The sequence below is a fragment of the Frondihabitans sp. GW821-FHT04F02 genome (assembly GCF_059420045.1).
Genome location: NZ_JBWKSZ010000002.1, coordinates 357975 through 373446, shown reverse-complemented (window position 1 = coordinate 373446; position 15472 = coordinate 357975). Strand labels below are relative to the sequence as shown.

Below are 15472 nucleotides of genomic sequence, written 5' to 3'. Positions count from 1 at the left end.
TCGACATCGGAGTCGGCGACTCGGAGCCCCAGGGCTCCCGGTAGGCGGCGCAGAGAGGCGACGAAGACCAATGGATCACGAGACACGACGGTTCGCCCGCGAAGCGAAGCGCGAGATCAAGCTGCTCATCGAGCAGTGCTCGTACATCGCTCCCACGCAAGAGCAATTGGCCGCACAGGACCCCGCCGAGGAGTTCGACCGCGAGACCGAGGTCATCATGCGGTCGAGCATGGGAGGCAGCGCCAATCTGGCGTTCTTCCTCCCCTACCTCTGGAAGCACCGGCACTAGACCGCTCGACGCGCTACGACCCGACCGCAGGCGAGATGGCCGCCCCGGTCGCACCCCGCAGGGAGTGACGACCGGGACGGCCATCTCGTGGCGGCCCGTCGACTAGGCCGGGAGCTCGAGCTTCTGGCCCGGGTAGATGAGGTCCGGGTCGGTGACCGTGGTCGTGTTGGCGCCGGCGAGTTCCTGCCATCCGCCGTCGAGGTCGAGGTGCGTGGCGATCGTCGCGAGCGTGTCGCCGGACTTCACGGCGTAGGTCTTGCCGCTGGTCTTGACCGGCGTGATCGCCGGTGCGGGCGCCGTGCTCGACTCGGTCGTCGTCGGTGTGCTCGTGGACGGCGCGGGTGCGGCCGGAGCAGCAGGCGTCTCGGGAGCGGCGGGTGCCGCGGGAGCCGCCGGTGCCGCCGCGGCCGCGCCGGAGGTGCCCGAGAGCCCGAGCTTCGCCGAGCACGCCGGCCAGGCGCCCCAGCCCTGCGAGGCGAGGACGTTCTCGGCGACCGAGATCTGCGTCGCACGACTGGCGGCGGCCGGCGAGCCGGTGCCGCCGTTGGCGGTCCACGTGCCCTGGGTGAACTGGAGTCCGCCGTAGTAGCCGTTGCCGGTGTTGATGGCCCAGTTGCCGCCGCTCTCGCACTGAGCGAGGGCGTCCCACGTGGAGGCGTCGGCCGCGTTGGCCGGGGCCGCCGCGAGGCCGACTCCGCCGGCGGTGAGCGCGACGAGCGCGGCCGATCCGAGGAGGACGCGGGGACGGCCGATCCTCTTCGATGCGGTGTTCTTCGATGCGGTGTTCTTCGATGCCATGAATGCTCCAGGGGGACGCCGAAGACCTCGAGGGTCGGCCGCCCACCCCTGCCGATAGAGGTCAGGTAGCGGCTGCTGCAGGCTGGGCGGCCCGACGGCGAGATGCAGCGCCGCGGCGAGGCCCCCGGTGACGAGGGCCGAACGACGCACCACGCTAGGCGAGGGCATCGTGCGGATCAAATCGTGCGCCTGGGAATCCCCTCCGCCTGGATTTTCAGGGAACTCTCACCGCAGAACGGATTTTTCTGACGGCAGGAGCCGTTGCCATCACCATGAGCACACTAGGAATCATCGGAGCAGGTCACATCGGCAGCCAGGTCGCCCGCGCGGCGATCGCGACCGGATACGACGTCGTCATCAGCAACTCCCGCGGGCCGGAGACCCTCGCCGACCTCGTCACGGAGCTCGGGCCGAAGGCGCGCGCCGCGACCGCGGCCGGGGCAGGGGAGGCCGGCGACGTCGTCGTCGTGACCGTTCCGCTCAAGGCCATCGAGCAGGTCCCCGTCGAGCCCCTCGCCGGCAAGATCGTCATCGACACGAACAACTACTACTTCGAGCGCGACGGCCACATCGCCGCTCTCGACGAAGGCACCGACACGGTCAGCGAGATGCTCCAGAGGCACCTCCCGACGAGCCGCGTCGCCAAGGCCTTCAACCACATCATGGCGAAGGACATCACCGAGGACGCCCTCCCGGCGGGCGACCCGAAGCGCCGCGCACTCGCGACCTCGAGCGACTTCGACGACGCGAGCACGTTCGTCGAGAAGCTCTACGACGAGTTCGGCTTCGACACCGTCAACGTCGGCCCGCTGGCCGACAGCTGGCGCGTCGAGCGCGACCGCCCGGCCTACGTCGTGCGCCAGTCGAAGGCCGAGCTCGTCGAGAACTTGGCCAAGGCCCCGCGCACGGTCTGACCGAGCGCGTCGGCGTCAGTCGTTGCGGTACAGCGTGGCGGCGGTCGCGGTACTGCGCGACTTGACGGCGAGCACGATCATCGTGACGAACAGTGCGATGAGGGCGACCGCCATGAGCCCGGCGACGATGGCGAGGAAGACTGCGAAGACCGACATGGTCCGAGCGTAGTCGACCTTCCTGTCGCCGGGCTTTCTCGTGCCCGCTCGCGGGTGCGGACGCTCAGGCTGCGAGGGCCGCGCGAGCCCGGCCGAAGAGCCGTGCGATCCACTCGCCGCGGCGGGGAAGATGCGCGTGCGTCTTCGTCCGCAGCTCGATGCGCTTGAGGCCGCGCGCGAGGTCGTGGAGGTTGTTGCGGCGCGTGCCGTCCCAGTTCACATAGAGGTAGCGGCCGTCGAGGAAAGGCAGCGAGCGGACTCGCGCCCGCTGGTACGAGTCGGGGCCGGCGAAGTAGTGCGCCTCGCCGCGGTGGATCTGCTGCGCCGCGAACTCGGCGTCGATGACGCCGGTCGGGGTGACGAGGGCGACGATGGCCCCGGTCGTGTCTCGCACGACGAACTCGATGGTGAGCTCGGACATCGCGGACCTCTCTCGGCGGTTCAGGCGCCGTTCGGCAAACGACGCGGGCGGACCGTGGGATCCGGAAGAGGGGCGAACGTGTCGAGGCGGCCTGTGCCGGAACCCTCGGTGCTTCCTGTGACGATCATACGAGCGAGCCGAGTCGATTTCCACCACCCGAGCGGGGGTTGACTACGCGGGCTTTCCCGTCGCCAGGCGCCACCAGGTCGGAGCGCCGGCGGCGATGGCGTGCACCGCGCCCTCGATGTCGTCCAGGTCGCCCATCTGCAGCCACACCTCGATCGCGCCGACTGTGCCCGATGCCGCATAGGCCGCGATCATCCGAGTGGTCTGGTCGTCCATCTGCTCTACCGGGAGCGGGGCGATCTGCGGATAGGCGGTCAGAGCGGTGACGATGTTGTCGGCCAGGAACGTCGACAGCGAGCGCCGCACGGGCGCTCCGTTCTGCCCGAGCAGGGCCGCGCGGTACGCGGGCCCGAAAGCGGCGATGTGCCGGAGGAGCCCGGCCTCCGCCGTCGCCAGCACACCCTGGAGCGCGCTGGACGCGGGCATGCCCTGACCGACGTAGCCGAGGAGGTACTCCTCGAGCTTCTCGTGAAGGGCGAGTGCCAGCAGGTCGACGACCGACGAGGAGTGCCGGTAGAACGTATCGCGCGTGACGCCGGCGTCTCGGGCGACCTCCGAGACGCTCACGTCGTCGATGCGACCTGCCGCGGCGAGGGCCAGTACGGCGGAGGTCAGCCGGTCGCGGCTTCGTCGTGCTCGCGGATCCATGGAGACAACGTAATCACGCACCTGTCGACCACTGCCAGGTTCTCAGCAAGTCGTCCCCCGCATGACAGCCGAAAGGCGGACAGACAGATCACCTCGTGTTGCCTCGAGCAGGAAGAGGCGAGGCCGATCGACCCAAACGACCGGCCCCGCCAGGCGATCGCGTGGATCGCCGTCGTCCACGACCCTGATCCGATGCCGTGGACTCCACCAAAGTATCAAACAAATGTCAGCGAGACCACGGTTCCTGCATATCGGACCTCGGTCCACGACCCTCGACCGCTACAGCGATGCCGCCCACTCCGACACGAAAGTCCAGTCGCCCTCGGGCCGCTGCTCCTCCACGAACCGGACCAGCGCCTCGGGCACCGGAGCACTGGCGGCCCCGCCGAGGCTCATGACCGAGAGCGACGCGCTCAGCCCCGCGAATCGCAGCTTCTGCTCGAGGGGCCAGTCGCGGCCGAGCACCACCATCAGGGCCGCTACGAAGACGTCGCCGGCTCCGGTCGGATCGACGGCAGGAACTGCCACCGCCGCCGTCTCGACCATCGTCCCGCTCCCGGCGTCGTACGCCACGACCCCGCGGGGCCCGCGCGTCACGACGGCGAGGGGCGTGTGCTCCCCGAGCGCCCTCGCCGCGAGGTGGGCGTCGTCGGTGCGCGTGTACCGCATCGCCTCGAGGTCGTTCGGCACGAAGACGTCGACGCCGTCGAGCCGGTCGAGCACCTCGCTCGACCACGAGCCCGTGGAGTCCCAGCCGACGCCGCCCACGACAGTCGTCCCGCCGGCGCGCAGCTCGGCGACCCAGCCGGGAACCGGCTCGGCGAGCTCGACGTGCACGACTCCGACCGCGCCGAGCCCGGCCGGAGGCGTCTTGCGGCGCTGGCACTCGGCGTCCGTGAGCGACTCCTCGTAGGTGATGAAGCTCCGGTCGTGCGCGCCGGTGAGAGCCACGGTCACCGGGCTCTGCCGGCCGGGCAGCGTGCGGACACGGCTGACGTCGAGGTTCGCCTCGATCTCCAGGAGGCTGCGGATGTGAGCCCCGAGCACGTCGTCGCCGAGCTCGGCGAGCAGCGCCGTCGAGGCGCCGAGGCGCGCCCCCGCCACGGCGCGGTTGGCCACTCCCCCGGGCGTGACGGAGAACGCCTTCGCGAACACCTCGGTGCCCGCCTCGGGCACAGCGACGCCCGAGAAGACGAGGTCGCAGTAGACGATCCCGCTGAAGAGCAAGTCGGTCCGTGATTCGGTCACGAGTCCATCATGACGGCTGGACGACCTCGAACACCGCCGGCCCGAGGGTCAGCTCGCCGTCGGTGAGCGGCTCGCACCGCATCCCGCCGCGGCCGCGGAGGGCCGCGAAGGCGCCGGGCGCGAGCTCGTGGTCCATCCAGGCGCACGGGTTGGCGGGGCGGTTGCCCCGGAAGAGCACGGCCCCTGCGCCCGAGTCGAGCAAGAACAGGGCTCCGCGGAGGGTGTCGACCGGCATGCCGCGGACGATCACGTTGCGACGGGTGCGGGCGGGATCGAAGGCGACCGCCCCGAGTTCCTGCGCCGCCGTCTCGAGCTGCCCGACGTCGAAGAAGGTCACCGACGCGCCGCGGTGCGCCGGCTTCGCGAAGTAGCGGTCGCCGACGATGCCGAGGCCGGCGCGGATCTCGACGCGGCCGGGCAGCTCGCTCTCGCGCTCCCCCTGGCCGAACGGCCGGGCGCCGTCGGCGGGGCGGCCGTCGTAGCGGTGCCGGGGCGAGGCGAGCAGCAGCTCGATGGTCACGTCGCGCCCGGTCACCCGGCCCACGATACGCGGCGCGACACTGGGGAATGGATCGGCGCTCCCGGAGCTTGGGCCGAGCATGACTCAGTCGCCTGAAAGGCGCGGATGGCTCGGCGTGATCTCGGTATCGCTCGGCTCGTTCGTGCTCGTCCTCTCCGAATTCCTCCCGATCGGCCTGCTGCCCAACATCGCCTCCGACCTCGGGATCGGCATCGGCACTGCAGGGCTCCTCATCGTCGCCACCGCCATCGCGGCCGCGATCGGCGCCCCCGTCATCACCGTCGTCAGCTCGCACATCGACCGCCGCTACGTGCTCTGGTCGCTGATGGTGCTGCTGATCATCGCCGACGTCGTCGGCGCCATGGCGAGCTCGTTCGCCCTGCTCCTGGTCGCGCGGGTGCTGCTCGGCGTCACCCTCGGCGCCTTCTGGGCCATCGGCGCCGGCATCGCGGGCCGCCTCGTCGCGGCACCTCAGGTCATCAAGGCCACCTCGATCATCACCGCTGGCGTCTCGGTCGCGACCGTGGTCAGCCTGCCGCTGGGGTCGCTCGTGGCGAACCTCGCGAGCTGGCGCCTCGCCTTCGTGATCGGCGCCGGCCTCGCGGTCGTCGCGCTCGTCGGCCAGCTGATCCTCCTGCCGTCGATCCCGTCCAGCTCGCGCGTGGCGTTCCGCACCTTCGGCGGGCTGTTCCGAGTGCAGCGCGCCCGCGTCGGCCTGATCGCGACGGCCTTCGTGTTCCTGGCGCAGTTCACCGCGTACACCTTCATCACGCCGTACCTCGAGGACCTCGTCAAGGTCGACACGTCCACCGTGACGCTGGCGCTGCTGGTCTTCGGCATCGCCGGGATCGCCGGCAACTTCGCGTTCAGCGTCGCCCTGTCGCGAAACCTGGTCGGCACGCTCCTGTTCGGCAAGATCCTGCTCGCGGTCGCGATCGTGCTTCTGCCGCTGCTCGCCTGGACCGTGCCCGGCGTGTTCGTGCTGCTCATCGTCTGGGGCTTCGTCTGGGGCGGCATGCCGCTCGGCATGCAGACGTGGATGTCCACCGCCGCTCCCGGCGTCGCCGAGGGCAGCCTGGCGATGTTCGTCACCACGATCCAGCTGGCGATCTCGGGCGGCTCGATCGTCGGGGCCGTCACCCTCGGCCTCGGCGGCTACGGTGCCACCTTCACGGTGTCGGCCGTCATCGCGGCGCTCGGGTTCGTGACGCTGCTGGTGCTGGGGCGGAGCGGGTCGTCTCGCGCGGCGTCGGCGCCGGCCGCGCCCGTGCCGGTCACGACCGGCGCCGTCGCGGTGCCCTGCCCCTAGCCCGTCCCGCCCGGACCTCCCCCACCGCACCACGATCGGGACTCCACACCACGCGTGCCTCCCACCGCACCACGATCGGGACTCCACACCACGCGATGTCGTGGTGTCGAGTCCCGATCGTGGGTTCGGGGTCCGGCCCGGACAGCGGTCGCTAGCGGCCGAGCTCCGCGACCGTCGGAGGGTTCGCCCCGGCGCGCGACACCGTGACGCGGGCGCTCGCCAGGGCCGTCGCTACGACGGAGGACAGCACGCCGGCCGGCAGCCCGCCAGCGCGCGCCGAGTCGGCGTGCCCGCCGTCGAGCAGCGCGAACAGCAGCCCCGACATGAAGGCGTCTCCGGCGCCGATGGTGTCGACGACCTCGACCGGAAGCGAGGGCAGCGCGACCCGGTCGGTCGACGTGGCCGCGACCGCACCGTCAGGGCCGCGAGTGATGGCCGCGAGCGTGACGCCCAGGCCGAGGTAGCGGTCGAGCACGGCGTCGAGGGGCAGGCCCGGGTGCAGCCAGGCGGCGTCCTCGTCGCTCATCTTCAGCACGTGCACCACCCGCGCCAGCGCGTCGACGGTGGCCAGTACGGCGTCGCGGTCGGGCGTGATGCTGGGCCGCACGTTCGGGTCGAAGCTCAGGAGCGCCCGGTCGCGCGAGGCCTCGAACAGGCGCCGCACGTCGTCGCTGCCCGGCGCGAGGGCGGTCGCGATCGAGCCGGTGTGGAGCAGCGCGACGTCGTCAGGAACGCTGATCGCCCCGGGTGCCCACTCGATGTCGAACTCGTATTCGGCGTGGCGATCCTCCTGAATCGTGGCGACCGCCGTCGAGGTCCAGTGCGAGGTCACCGTGGCCGGGTCGACGCTCACCCCCGCCGAGACGAGATGCGCCAGCAGGGCGTCGCCGCGTGCGTCGCGGCCGACCGAGGCGCGGAACGTGGTGCCGACTCCGAGCCGGGCCAGCCCGTAGGCGACGTTCATGGGGCTCCCGCCCGGGTGCTCGACCGTGGAGTCGCCGTCGACCACGATGTCGACGAGCGCCTCGCCGACGACGAATGCTGCGCTGCTCATGCTCGGAGCGTACCGGCAGTGTCGTCCCCTCAACCATCACCCCGGGGCGCAGGAACTGCGACTACGCCGCCACCGCCCGAGCCGCCGCGCGGAACCGCCCCGGCGCCGCACCCCGCGCCCGGCTGAACGCCCTCGAGAACGCATACACCGACGAGTACCCCACCGCCGCGGCGACGGCCTCCAGCGGCTCGTCGCCGTCGCGCAGCCGCACGGCGGCGAGGTCCATGCGCCAGCGCGTCAGGTACGCCGCCGGAGTCTCGCCCGCCACCGACTGGAAGCGCCGGGCGAGCGTCGCCTTCGAGACGTTCAGTCGCGCCGCGAGGGCGGTCGTGGTCCAGGGCGCGGCGGGGTCGGCGTGCACGAGAGTGAGCGCCTCGGTCATCAGCGGGTCGCCGAGGACCCCGAGCCACGACGGCTCCGACGGCGCAGGCCTCGTGGCGAGCCAGACGCGGAGAAGCTGCACGAGCAGGATGTCGACCAGGCTGTTCATCACTACGCTCGCTGCGATCTGCGGGTGGGCGAGCTCGCGGGCGAGGAGGCGCACGGTGTCGTCGAGGCAGGTGCCCCCGTTGTCGGCGCGGATGTGGACGACCTCCGGCAGCAGCTCCAGCACCTGGGTCGAGACCGCCGGGTCGTGGCGGTAGGCGGCCCCGAGGATGTGCGTCTGCACGTCGCCGTCGCCGAACCGGAGCACCCCGCCCGTGCGCCGGGCGTGGGCGGCCGTGCTCGAGTCGCAGAGCGGCGCGGGAGCGCCCGGGTGGCTCGTCAGAGTGTGGCCCACCCCTGTCGGGAGGAGGACCACGTCGCCGGGCATCAGCTGTCGGGGGTCGTGCCCGGGCACGCCGAGCCATGCGGTGCCCGAGGTGACGGCGTAGAAGGCGGCGCCCGGGTTGTCGGTCCACCAGACACCCCAGCTCGCGGTGGCCTCGATCCGGGCGCCGAGGGTGCCGCGGACGCCGGAGACCGCGAGTACGTCGGCAAGGAGGTCCATCCGCTCAGGATAGCCTCCGAGCATCTCTGCATCTGCGCACATGAGTCGATCGGCTATCGATCTGGTCTCTCCGGGCATCGACCTGCGCATGTCCTGATTCGTACGCTCGACGAGTGCCGAACGGACGGCACCGGAAAAGGAGCACCAATGAACATCGAAGGCCAGATCGTCCTCGTCACCGGATCGAACCGCGGCATCGGCCGGCAGTTCGTCGAAGAGCTGCTCGCGCGCGGCGCGGCGAAGGTCTACGCGACCGCCCGCCGCCCCGAGGGCGTCGACGCCGAGCTGTCCGGGCTGACCGGCGTCGCGATCCTGCCGCTCGACATCACCGACCAGGCGTCTGTCGACGCCGTGGCAGCGGCAGCTCAGGACGTCACCCTGCTGATCAACAACGCCGGCGTCTCGACCGGCGCCGACCTGGTCGCGGGCGACCTCGCCCTGATCCGCCGCGAGATGGACACCCACTTCTTCGGCACCCTGAGCATGGTGCGGGCGTTCGCACCGATCCTCCGGGCGAACGGCGGCGGCGGCATCGTGAACGTCCTGTCGGCGCTGTCGTGGTTCAACTGGATCGGCGCCGGCGCGTACGGCGCGGCCAAGGCGGCCGGCTGGGCGATGACGAACGGCGTGCGCCTCGAGCTCGCAGCGCAGGGGACCCTCGTCACGGGCGTCCACCTCGGAGCCGCCGACACCGAGATGATGGCCGGCTACGACGGTCCGCTGCTCGCACCCCGCGACGTCGTGATCGCGGTGCTCGACGGGGTCGAGGCGGGCTCGACGGAGGTCGTCGTCGACGAGTGGAGCGCCACGGCGAAGGCCTCGCTCGCGCTCGCGCCGTCGGCCAGCCCGTTCTACGACGGCACGCTCAACGCCTGAGGCCGCGCCACGACGCGCGAAGCCCCGCCGTTTCGGCAGATCCCCGCTGTCGCGCAGGAGGGATGGAGCCGAAACGGCGGGGCTAGGAGCCGGCGGGCCGGGCCGCTAGACGGCCGCCGCCACCAGCACGTCGGCCGTCAGGCCGCCGCCGGCCACCGCGAGCCGCACGGTCGACCCGGCGGCGAGGCGCCCGTCGACCATGAGCGTCGCGAGCCGGTCGTCGACCTCGCGCTGGATCAGCCGGCGCAGCGGGCGAGCGCCGTACTCGGGCTCGTACCCGTGCTCGGCCAGCCAGTCGACGGCCTCGGGCGAGGCGTCGAACCGGATGCCCTGCGCGGCGAGCCGGGCGCCGGTCTCGGTGAGCATGAGCGACACGATCGCTGCGAGCTGCGTGCGCTCGAGCTTGCGGAACAGCACGATCTCGTCGATGCGGTTGAGGAACTCCGGTCGCATGGCCTCGCGCAGCTTGCCCATCACGCGGTCGCGCAGCGCCTTGTCCGAGCCGAACCCGCTGTGCCTGTCAGAACCGCCGCCGTCGGCCGGCCCGCCGACGAAGCCCATCGCACCGCTCCGCGACGCCAAGAACTCCGACCCGAGGTTCGACGTCATGATGACCACCGTGTTGCGGAAGTCGACAGTGCGTCCCTGTCCGTCGGTCAGGCGCCCGTCGTCGAGCACCTGCAGCAGCAGGTTGAACACGTCGGGGTGCGCCTTCTCGATCTCGTCGAGCAGGATGACGGAGTACGGGTTCCGGCGCACGCGCTCGGTCAGCTGACCGGCCTCGTCGTAGCCGACGTAGCCGGGAGGGGCGCCGACGAGGCGCGAGACGGTGTGGCGCTCGCCGAACTCCGACATGTCGAAGCGCAGCATGGCGGTCTCGTCGCCGAACAGCGACGCGGCCAGGGCCTTCGCCAGCTCGGTCTTGCCCACGCCCGTCGGGCCGAGGAAGAGGAAGCTGCCGGTCGGGCGGCGCTGGTCGCCGAGCCCGGTGCGCGAGCGCCGGACGGCCTTGGCGATCGCCGCGACGGCGTCGTCCTGACCGACGACGCGCTCGTGCAGCTCCGTCTCGAGCAGCGCGAGCCGTGAGCGGTCGCCGTCGGTGAGGCGCGCGGCGGGGATCCCCGTGGCGCGCGAGATGAGCTCGGCGATGTCGTCGGCGGTGATGACCGCGTCGGCGTTCGCGGCGAGGTCCTCGGGCGCAGGAACGCCGGACGCCTCCGCCAGCCGGGCCTCGACGGCCGTCATCGCGTCGCGCAGCCCCGACGCCTCCTCGTACCGCTCGGCCGCCACCGCGCGGTTCTTCTCGGCCTCGAGCTCGGCGAGCTCGGCCTGGAGGGCGGCGGTGTCGACGACGAGCCCGAGGCGCAGGCGACGGCGCGCGCCGGCCTGGTCGATCAGGTCGATGGCCTTGTCGGGGAGGAAGCGGTCGCTGACGTAGCGGTGCGAGAGCTCCACTGCGGCCGCGAGGGCCTCGGGCGTGTAGGTCACCGAGTGGTGCTCCTCGTAGCGCGGGGCGAGCCCGCCGAGGATGGCCGTGGCATCGGCCACCGAGGGCTCGGGCACCTGGACGGGCTGGAAGCGCCTCTCGAGTGCGGCGTCCTTCTCGACGCGGCGGTACTCGGCCAGCGTGGTGGCGCCGACGACGTGGAGGTCGCCCCGGGCGAGACGCGGCTTCAGGATGTTGCCGGCGTCCATTCCGCCGTCGCTTCCGGCACCGGCGCCGACGACCGTGTGCAGCTCGTCGATGAAGACGATGAGCTCGTCGAAGTGCGCTGTGATCTCGTCCATCGCCTTGGTGAGGCGCTCCTCGAAGTCGCCGCGGTAGCGGGTGCCCGCCACCATGCCCGGCAGGTCGAGGGCGACCACGCGCTTGTCGCGGAGCACCGGAGGCACGTCGCCGGAGACGATGCGCAGGGCGAGACCCTCGACGATGGCGGTCTTGCCGACGCCAGGCTCGCCGATCAGGACGGGGTTGTTCTTGGTGCGGCGGAGCAGGATCTCGACGGTCGCCTCGATCTCATCGGCGCGGCCGATGACCGGGTCGATGAGGCCCTCGCGAGCTCGCGCGGTGAGATCCGTGCCGTACTGGTCGAGCGTCGGCGTCTCGGAAGCCGGCTCGGCGCCGGCCGCCGCCTGCGCGGGGCCGCCGGACTGCACGAAGCGCTGCATGGCCTCGGGAGTGATCCCCGCGGCGCCGAGCAGCTGGCCGGGCGCGGAGCCCTGATCGACGACGAGCGCGAAGACGACGTGCTCCGGGTCGACGTAGGTCGAGCCGAACGCGCGTGCCGCCTGAGCGGCCTCCAGCAGGATCCGCTGGGCCGCCGCGGTCAGGGCCGGACGCTGCGGGGCATCGGCGGACGCGCCGGGGAGGCGGCCGTCGACTGCCGCGGCCAGGGCGTCGCGGTCGGCTCCGACGTAGGCGACGAGGTCGCTGGCCGGGTGGAGGTCGAGCGCGGCCCGAAGGATGTGGAGAGCGTCGAGCTCCGCGTGACCGCGCGAGACGGCGATCTCGCGCGCCGCGGCCATGAGCTCGTGCGTGCGACGGCTGAGGAGTCGGCTGATGTCGACGTTGTCGGGCATGGAACCTCCAGGAGAAACTTGAGTGCCTTTGACTCAACTCAACGCAGGAGGACGCGAGACATTCCCACCCCGCTCACAAAGATGAGCGGGGTGGACTCAACCCTTACTTGTAGACAGCCTGAGTCAGCACCTGCGAGGCCCGGGCGGAGAACTCCCCGCGCACCAGCACCTCGTAGCGGCCGGCCTCCATGGTCTTGATCGACGAGAAGTCGCGGCGGCCGCGGGTCATGGCGTGCCCGGCGAATCCGAACAGGGCTCCCCACACGGCACCCGCCACGACGGCCGTGAGGAGCACCGCGACGAGGTTCGCATTGGCGAAGATCGCGAACAGGAAGCCGAGGAACAGGCCGAACCAGACGCCGCTGAGCGCACCGCGCCCGGCCGCCTTGCCGTTGGTGAGACGCCCCGACACGTTCTCGACCGTGCGGATGTCGTGGCCGACGATCGAGACGTTCTCGACGGGGAAGCCCTCGTCGCTCAGGCGGTCCACCGCGGCCTGGGCGTCCTCGTACTTCGTGTAGGTCGCGACGACCTGCGGGTAGCCGCCGCCGGCGAACGCGCCGAAGCCGCCGGCCTGCTCGGCCTGCGATCCCGTGGAGTCGGCGGCGGGCTGCGTCGTGACGGGCGGCGGGACAGCACCCGGAGGCGCGTACTCGCCGTACTGCGGGGCGGGGCCGGCCTGAGGGCGGTCGGCAGCGGGGTCTCCGGCAGAACCGGCACCAGACGGGTTGTCGTTCGACATCGAGTACTCCTTGTGAATTCAGGGACGGACCTCCACTCTGCCCTTGTCGCCTGGCGTTTTTCGGATAGTCCCCGGTCAGCGCCGGAGGTGTGCCTAACACTCGCCCATTACCAGGAAAAACACGGCCGCACCAGGGGATGACGCAAGCGTCACCCACGTGCGAGCATCCCCATCGATGAGCCAGCACCATGACAGCCCGGACGCCGAGCAGACGCCCGATACCGCCCAGATCAAGGCCGACCACCACGGACGCGACCTCGACGAGGCCTTCGCCCTGTACGCGGGCAACTACAACGGCTCCGGCTTCTACGCGGAGCAGACCGAGCTGCCGTTCGCGTACCGCTACACGATCGACGGCGACGACGACGTGACCCTGCGGTCGTCGAGGTTTCTCGGATCGATCCGCGGCACGGTGCAGCCCGAGGGCGAGTACATCGTGTCGTGGCTGACCGCCGGCCAGGGCCTGATGGACATCGGCGCGGACGAGCTGCGGATGGCGCGGGGACGACCGGCGATGTTCCCGACGGGTCGGCGGTACGCGTTCCACCTCAGCGACTTCCGGCAGAACCTCATCCACTTCGAGTCGGGCTACCTCGAACGGATCGCGGCCGAGCGAGCCGGCGCGGAGCCGAGCCGGCTCCACTTCGACCACACGGCGATTCCCGACACGGCAGCGCTCGTGGCGTGGAACGAGGCCGTCCAGGTGGCCGCGCGCGCCATCCTCGGCACGCCCTCGACCGAGCTGCAGCAGTCCGAGGCGAAGCGGCTGCTCGCCGGAGCCCTGCTCGACACGTTCGCGCACGAGGGCCCCGAGCGGCGAGGTCTGGCGGTCGCGCCCGGCAACGCGCGGCTCGTCGCAGCCCTGGAGTTCGTCCACGAGCACGCGGCCGAGCCGATCACGACCACGGCGATCGCCGACGCGGCCGGCCTCAGCCTGCGCGGGCTGCAGCACGCCTTCCACCAGCAGTTCGAGTCGACGCCGAGCGAGTACCTCCGGGGCGTCCGCCTCGACCGGGTGCGCGGCGAGCTGCTGGCCGCGGCCCCCTCCGAGACCACCGTGTCGATGATCGCCCTCCGCTGGGGCTTCGCGCACTCGGGCCGATTCTCGTCGGCCTACGTCAAGCGGTTCGGCGAGTACCCGGCTCAGACGCTGCGGCGCTGAGTCGTGCGGCGACCTCCATCGCGGTCGGGCACCGGCCCGTAGCCGTCGCGCGCGACGGCGACGACGACTAAGGCGACGGCGACGAGGCCAATCCCGGCGAAGACGAGCAGGGCGATTATTGACGGGTCCAATGAGGTCATGTCGAGATCCAATCCTGCTTTGGTGGCCGCAGAAAGGACCAATCCCGGTAAAGTGGCTCCGTGACCACGACGACCGCCCTCGGAACCCACGCGCTCCAGACCCTCCTCGGCGAATGGCGCCACGGCGGCGTCGCGCACATCGAGCTCGCCGAGAAGCTGAACGTGCTCCTGATCGACGGCCGCGTCCGCTCGTCCACCCGCCTCCCGGCCGAGCGCGAGATCGCCCGCGCGCTCGGCATCAGCCGCACCACCGTCGTGTCGGCGTACCGGCTCCTGCGCGAACGCGGCGTGCTGTCGAGCGTCCAGGGCTCGGGCAGCGTGCTCGAGCTCCCCGACGCGACGCGCCCCGCCGACGTCTCAGGCCCCGTCGACCTCGACCTGAGCAAGGCGACCCCCCAGGCGTGGCCCGAGGTGGCCGACTTCGCCGCCCGGGCCCTCGTTCGCCTGCCCGAGCACGTCGCGCGAGGCGGCATCGATTTTCTCGGGGCGCAGGAACTCCGCCAGGCCATCGCCGACCAGTACACCGCCAAGGGCGCCCCCACCACCGCCGACAACATCCTCGTGACGCTCGGCGCCCAGCACGCCATCGCGCTCATCGCCCGGACGCTCCTCGGCCGGGCCGACCGCGTCGTGGTCGAGACACCGAGCTACCCGCACGCCCTCGACGCCTTCCTGTCAGCCGGCGCGCGGCTCGTCGCCAGCCCGCTCCCCCTCGGCGGCACCGACGCGCCCGGCCTCGCCGAGACCCTCCGCGATGCGCGTCCTGCCCTCGCCTACCTGATCCCCGACTTCCACAACCCGACCGGCGCGAGCCTCCGCGACGACGACCGCGAGCTCCTGCTCACCACCGCGGCGCGCACCGGAACCCCGCTGCTCGTCGACGAGACCCCCGCCGACCTCGACATCGACCGGCCGTTCACCACCACCCCGTTCGCCGCGCTGCCGTCGCACGGCGCCACGGTCATCACCGTCGGCTCGATGAGCAAGCTGATCTGGAGCGGCCTGCGCATCGGCTGGATCCGTGCCGAACGCCACCTCATCGAGCGCTTCGCCCTCGCCCGGCCCGCCGGCGACATGGGCAACGGGGTTCTCGACCAGCTCGTCGCGGTGGAGGCCATGGCGCACCTGCCGCGCATCCGCGAGGCCCGGCGCATCGAGCTCGGTGCCGGGCGCGATACCGCGGTGCGCCTGCTCAGCGAGCTCCTGCCGGAGTGGGAGGTGCCGACGGTCAACGGCGGTCTGGCCCTGTGGATCGGCCTCGGCGCCCCCCTCAGCTCCGCCCTGTCGCTCGCGGCCCGCTCCCGGGGCGTCACCGTGACTGCGGGCTCGCGGTTCGGCATCGACGGCGCGTTCGAGCGCAACCTCCGAATCCCGATCACCGGCTCCACCGCAGCGCTCGAAGAGGGCATCTCGCGCCTCGCCGAGGTGTGGTCGACGCTCGGTCCGGGCTCGCGCTGGCGGAGCGCCGCCCACGAGACGGCGTTCGTCGTCTGAGTCG

At 71.7% G+C, this 15472-nt stretch carries 17 protein-coding genes; 6 read left to right on the top strand and 11 right to left on the bottom strand.

Translation table 11 applies throughout. The features are described from left to right. Positions 1 to 70: 70 nt before the first annotated feature. A complete protein-coding gene (locus tag AC07TY_RS06920; protein WP_494784807.1) occupies positions 71 to 289 on the top strand; it encodes a hypothetical protein in 219 nt (72 codons plus the stop codon). Between the two features lie 102 nt (positions 290 to 391). On the opposite strand, the gene AC07TY_RS06915 is transcribed toward AC07TY_RS06920, so the two are convergent. Further along, complete coding sequence (locus tag AC07TY_RS06915) at positions 392 to 1087, bottom strand: transglycosylase family protein (protein WP_494784806.1); 696 nt, start codon at positions 1085 to 1087, stop codon at positions 392 to 394. 272 nt (positions 1088 to 1359) lie between these two features. Between AC07TY_RS06915 and AC07TY_RS06910 the strand changes: the two genes are divergently transcribed. Continuing rightward, positions 1360 to 2001 (top strand): NADPH-dependent F420 reductase, encoded by a 642-nt coding sequence (locus tag AC07TY_RS06910; protein WP_494784805.1) that lies wholly within the window; start codon positions 1360 to 1362, stop codon positions 1999 to 2001. A gap of 15 nt (positions 2002 to 2016) precedes the next feature. On the opposite strand, the gene AC07TY_RS06905 is transcribed toward AC07TY_RS06910, so the two are convergent. From AC07TY_RS06905 to AC07TY_RS06885, 5 genes are all read right to left on the bottom strand, one after another. After that, positions 2017 to 2157 (bottom strand): hypothetical protein, encoded by a 141-nt coding sequence (locus AC07TY_RS06905; protein WP_488624682.1) that lies wholly within the window; start codon positions 2155 to 2157, stop codon positions 2017 to 2019. A gap of 64 nt (positions 2158 to 2221) precedes the next feature. Further along, entirely contained in the window at positions 2222 to 2578 is a 357-nt protein-coding gene (locus AC07TY_RS06900; protein ID WP_123505461.1) for a hypothetical protein, read from the bottom strand. Positions 2579 to 2749: 171 nt separating this feature from the next. Continuing rightward, the gene (locus AC07TY_RS06895) at positions 2750 to 3352 is read right to left on the bottom strand and encodes a TetR/AcrR family transcriptional regulator (RefSeq protein ID WP_123505462.1); all 603 of its coding nucleotides are present in this window, start codon (positions 3350 to 3352) and stop codon (positions 2750 to 2752) included. Positions 3353 to 3631: 279 nt separating this feature from the next. Continuing rightward, entirely contained in the window at positions 3632 to 4600 is a 969-nt protein-coding gene (locus AC07TY_RS06890) for a carbohydrate kinase family protein (RefSeq protein WP_123505463.1), read from the bottom strand. 7 nt (positions 4601 to 4607) lie between these two features. Next, on the bottom strand, positions 4608 to 5135 hold the full coding sequence (locus tag AC07TY_RS06885; protein ID WP_494784804.1) for a molybdenum cofactor biosysynthesis protein: 528 nt from the start codon (positions 5133 to 5135) through the stop codon (positions 4608 to 4610). Positions 5136 to 5199: 64 nt separating this feature from the next. On the opposite strand from AC07TY_RS06885, the gene AC07TY_RS06880 reads away from it, so the two are divergent. Next, complete coding sequence (locus tag AC07TY_RS06880) at positions 5200 to 6429, top strand: MFS transporter (protein WP_494784803.1); 1230 nt, start codon at positions 5200 to 5202, stop codon at positions 6427 to 6429. Between the two features lie 151 nt (positions 6430 to 6580). On the opposite strand, the gene AC07TY_RS06875 is transcribed toward AC07TY_RS06880, so the two are convergent. Both AC07TY_RS06875 and AC07TY_RS06870 read right to left on the bottom strand, forming a co-directional pair. Beyond that, on the bottom strand, positions 6581 to 7483 hold the full coding sequence (locus AC07TY_RS06875; protein WP_494784802.1) for a carbohydrate kinase family protein: 903 nt from the start codon (positions 7481 to 7483) through the stop codon (positions 6581 to 6583). A gap of 61 nt (positions 7484 to 7544) precedes the next feature. After that, positions 7545 to 8474: an AraC family transcriptional regulator gene (locus AC07TY_RS06870; protein ID WP_494784801.1), complete on the bottom strand. Its 930-nt coding sequence runs from the start codon at positions 8472 to 8474 to the stop codon at positions 7545 to 7547. Positions 8475 to 8621: 147 nt separating this feature from the next. On the opposite strand from AC07TY_RS06870, the gene AC07TY_RS06865 reads away from it, so the two are divergent. Then, the gene (locus AC07TY_RS06865) at positions 8622 to 9350 is read left to right on the top strand and encodes an SDR family oxidoreductase (protein ID WP_494784800.1); all 729 of its coding nucleotides are present in this window, start codon (positions 8622 to 8624) and stop codon (positions 9348 to 9350) included. Between the two features lie 105 nt (positions 9351 to 9455). Here the strand turns inward: AC07TY_RS06865 and AC07TY_RS06860 are convergent, their stop codons facing one another. Together AC07TY_RS06860 and AC07TY_RS06855 are read right to left on the bottom strand one after the other, a co-directional pair. Next, the gene (locus tag AC07TY_RS06860) at positions 9456 to 11930 is read right to left on the bottom strand and encodes an ATP-dependent Clp protease ATP-binding subunit (protein WP_494784799.1); all 2475 of its coding nucleotides are present in this window, start codon (positions 11928 to 11930) and stop codon (positions 9456 to 9458) included. Between the two features lie 103 nt (positions 11931 to 12033). Then, positions 12034 to 12672, bottom strand: a complete 639-nt coding sequence (locus AC07TY_RS06855) for a YflT domain-containing protein (RefSeq protein WP_233579907.1) — start codon at positions 12670 to 12672, stop codon at positions 12034 to 12036. 175 nt (positions 12673 to 12847) lie between these two features. Here AC07TY_RS06855 and AC07TY_RS06850 point away from each other — a divergent pair, with 175 nt between their 5' ends. Then, entirely contained in the window at positions 12848 to 13834 is a 987-nt protein-coding gene (locus AC07TY_RS06850) for an AraC family transcriptional regulator (RefSeq protein WP_123505469.1), read from the top strand. Here AC07TY_RS06850 and AC07TY_RS06845 read toward each other — a convergent pair. Further along, positions 13816 to 13974: a hypothetical protein gene (locus tag AC07TY_RS06845; RefSeq protein WP_494784798.1), complete on the bottom strand. Its 159-nt coding sequence runs from the start codon at positions 13972 to 13974 to the stop codon at positions 13816 to 13818. The genes AC07TY_RS06850 and AC07TY_RS06845 overlap by 19 nt on opposite strands. A 60-nt stretch (positions 13975 to 14034) precedes the next feature. Between AC07TY_RS06845 and yczR the strand changes: the two genes are divergently transcribed. Further along, positions 14035 to 15468, top strand: coding sequence for a MocR-like transcription factor YczR (gene yczR / locus AC07TY_RS06840; protein ID WP_494784797.1), 1434 nt, complete (start codon positions 14035 to 14037; stop codon positions 15466 to 15468). The last annotated feature ends 4 nt before the right edge of the window (positions 15469 to 15472 follow it).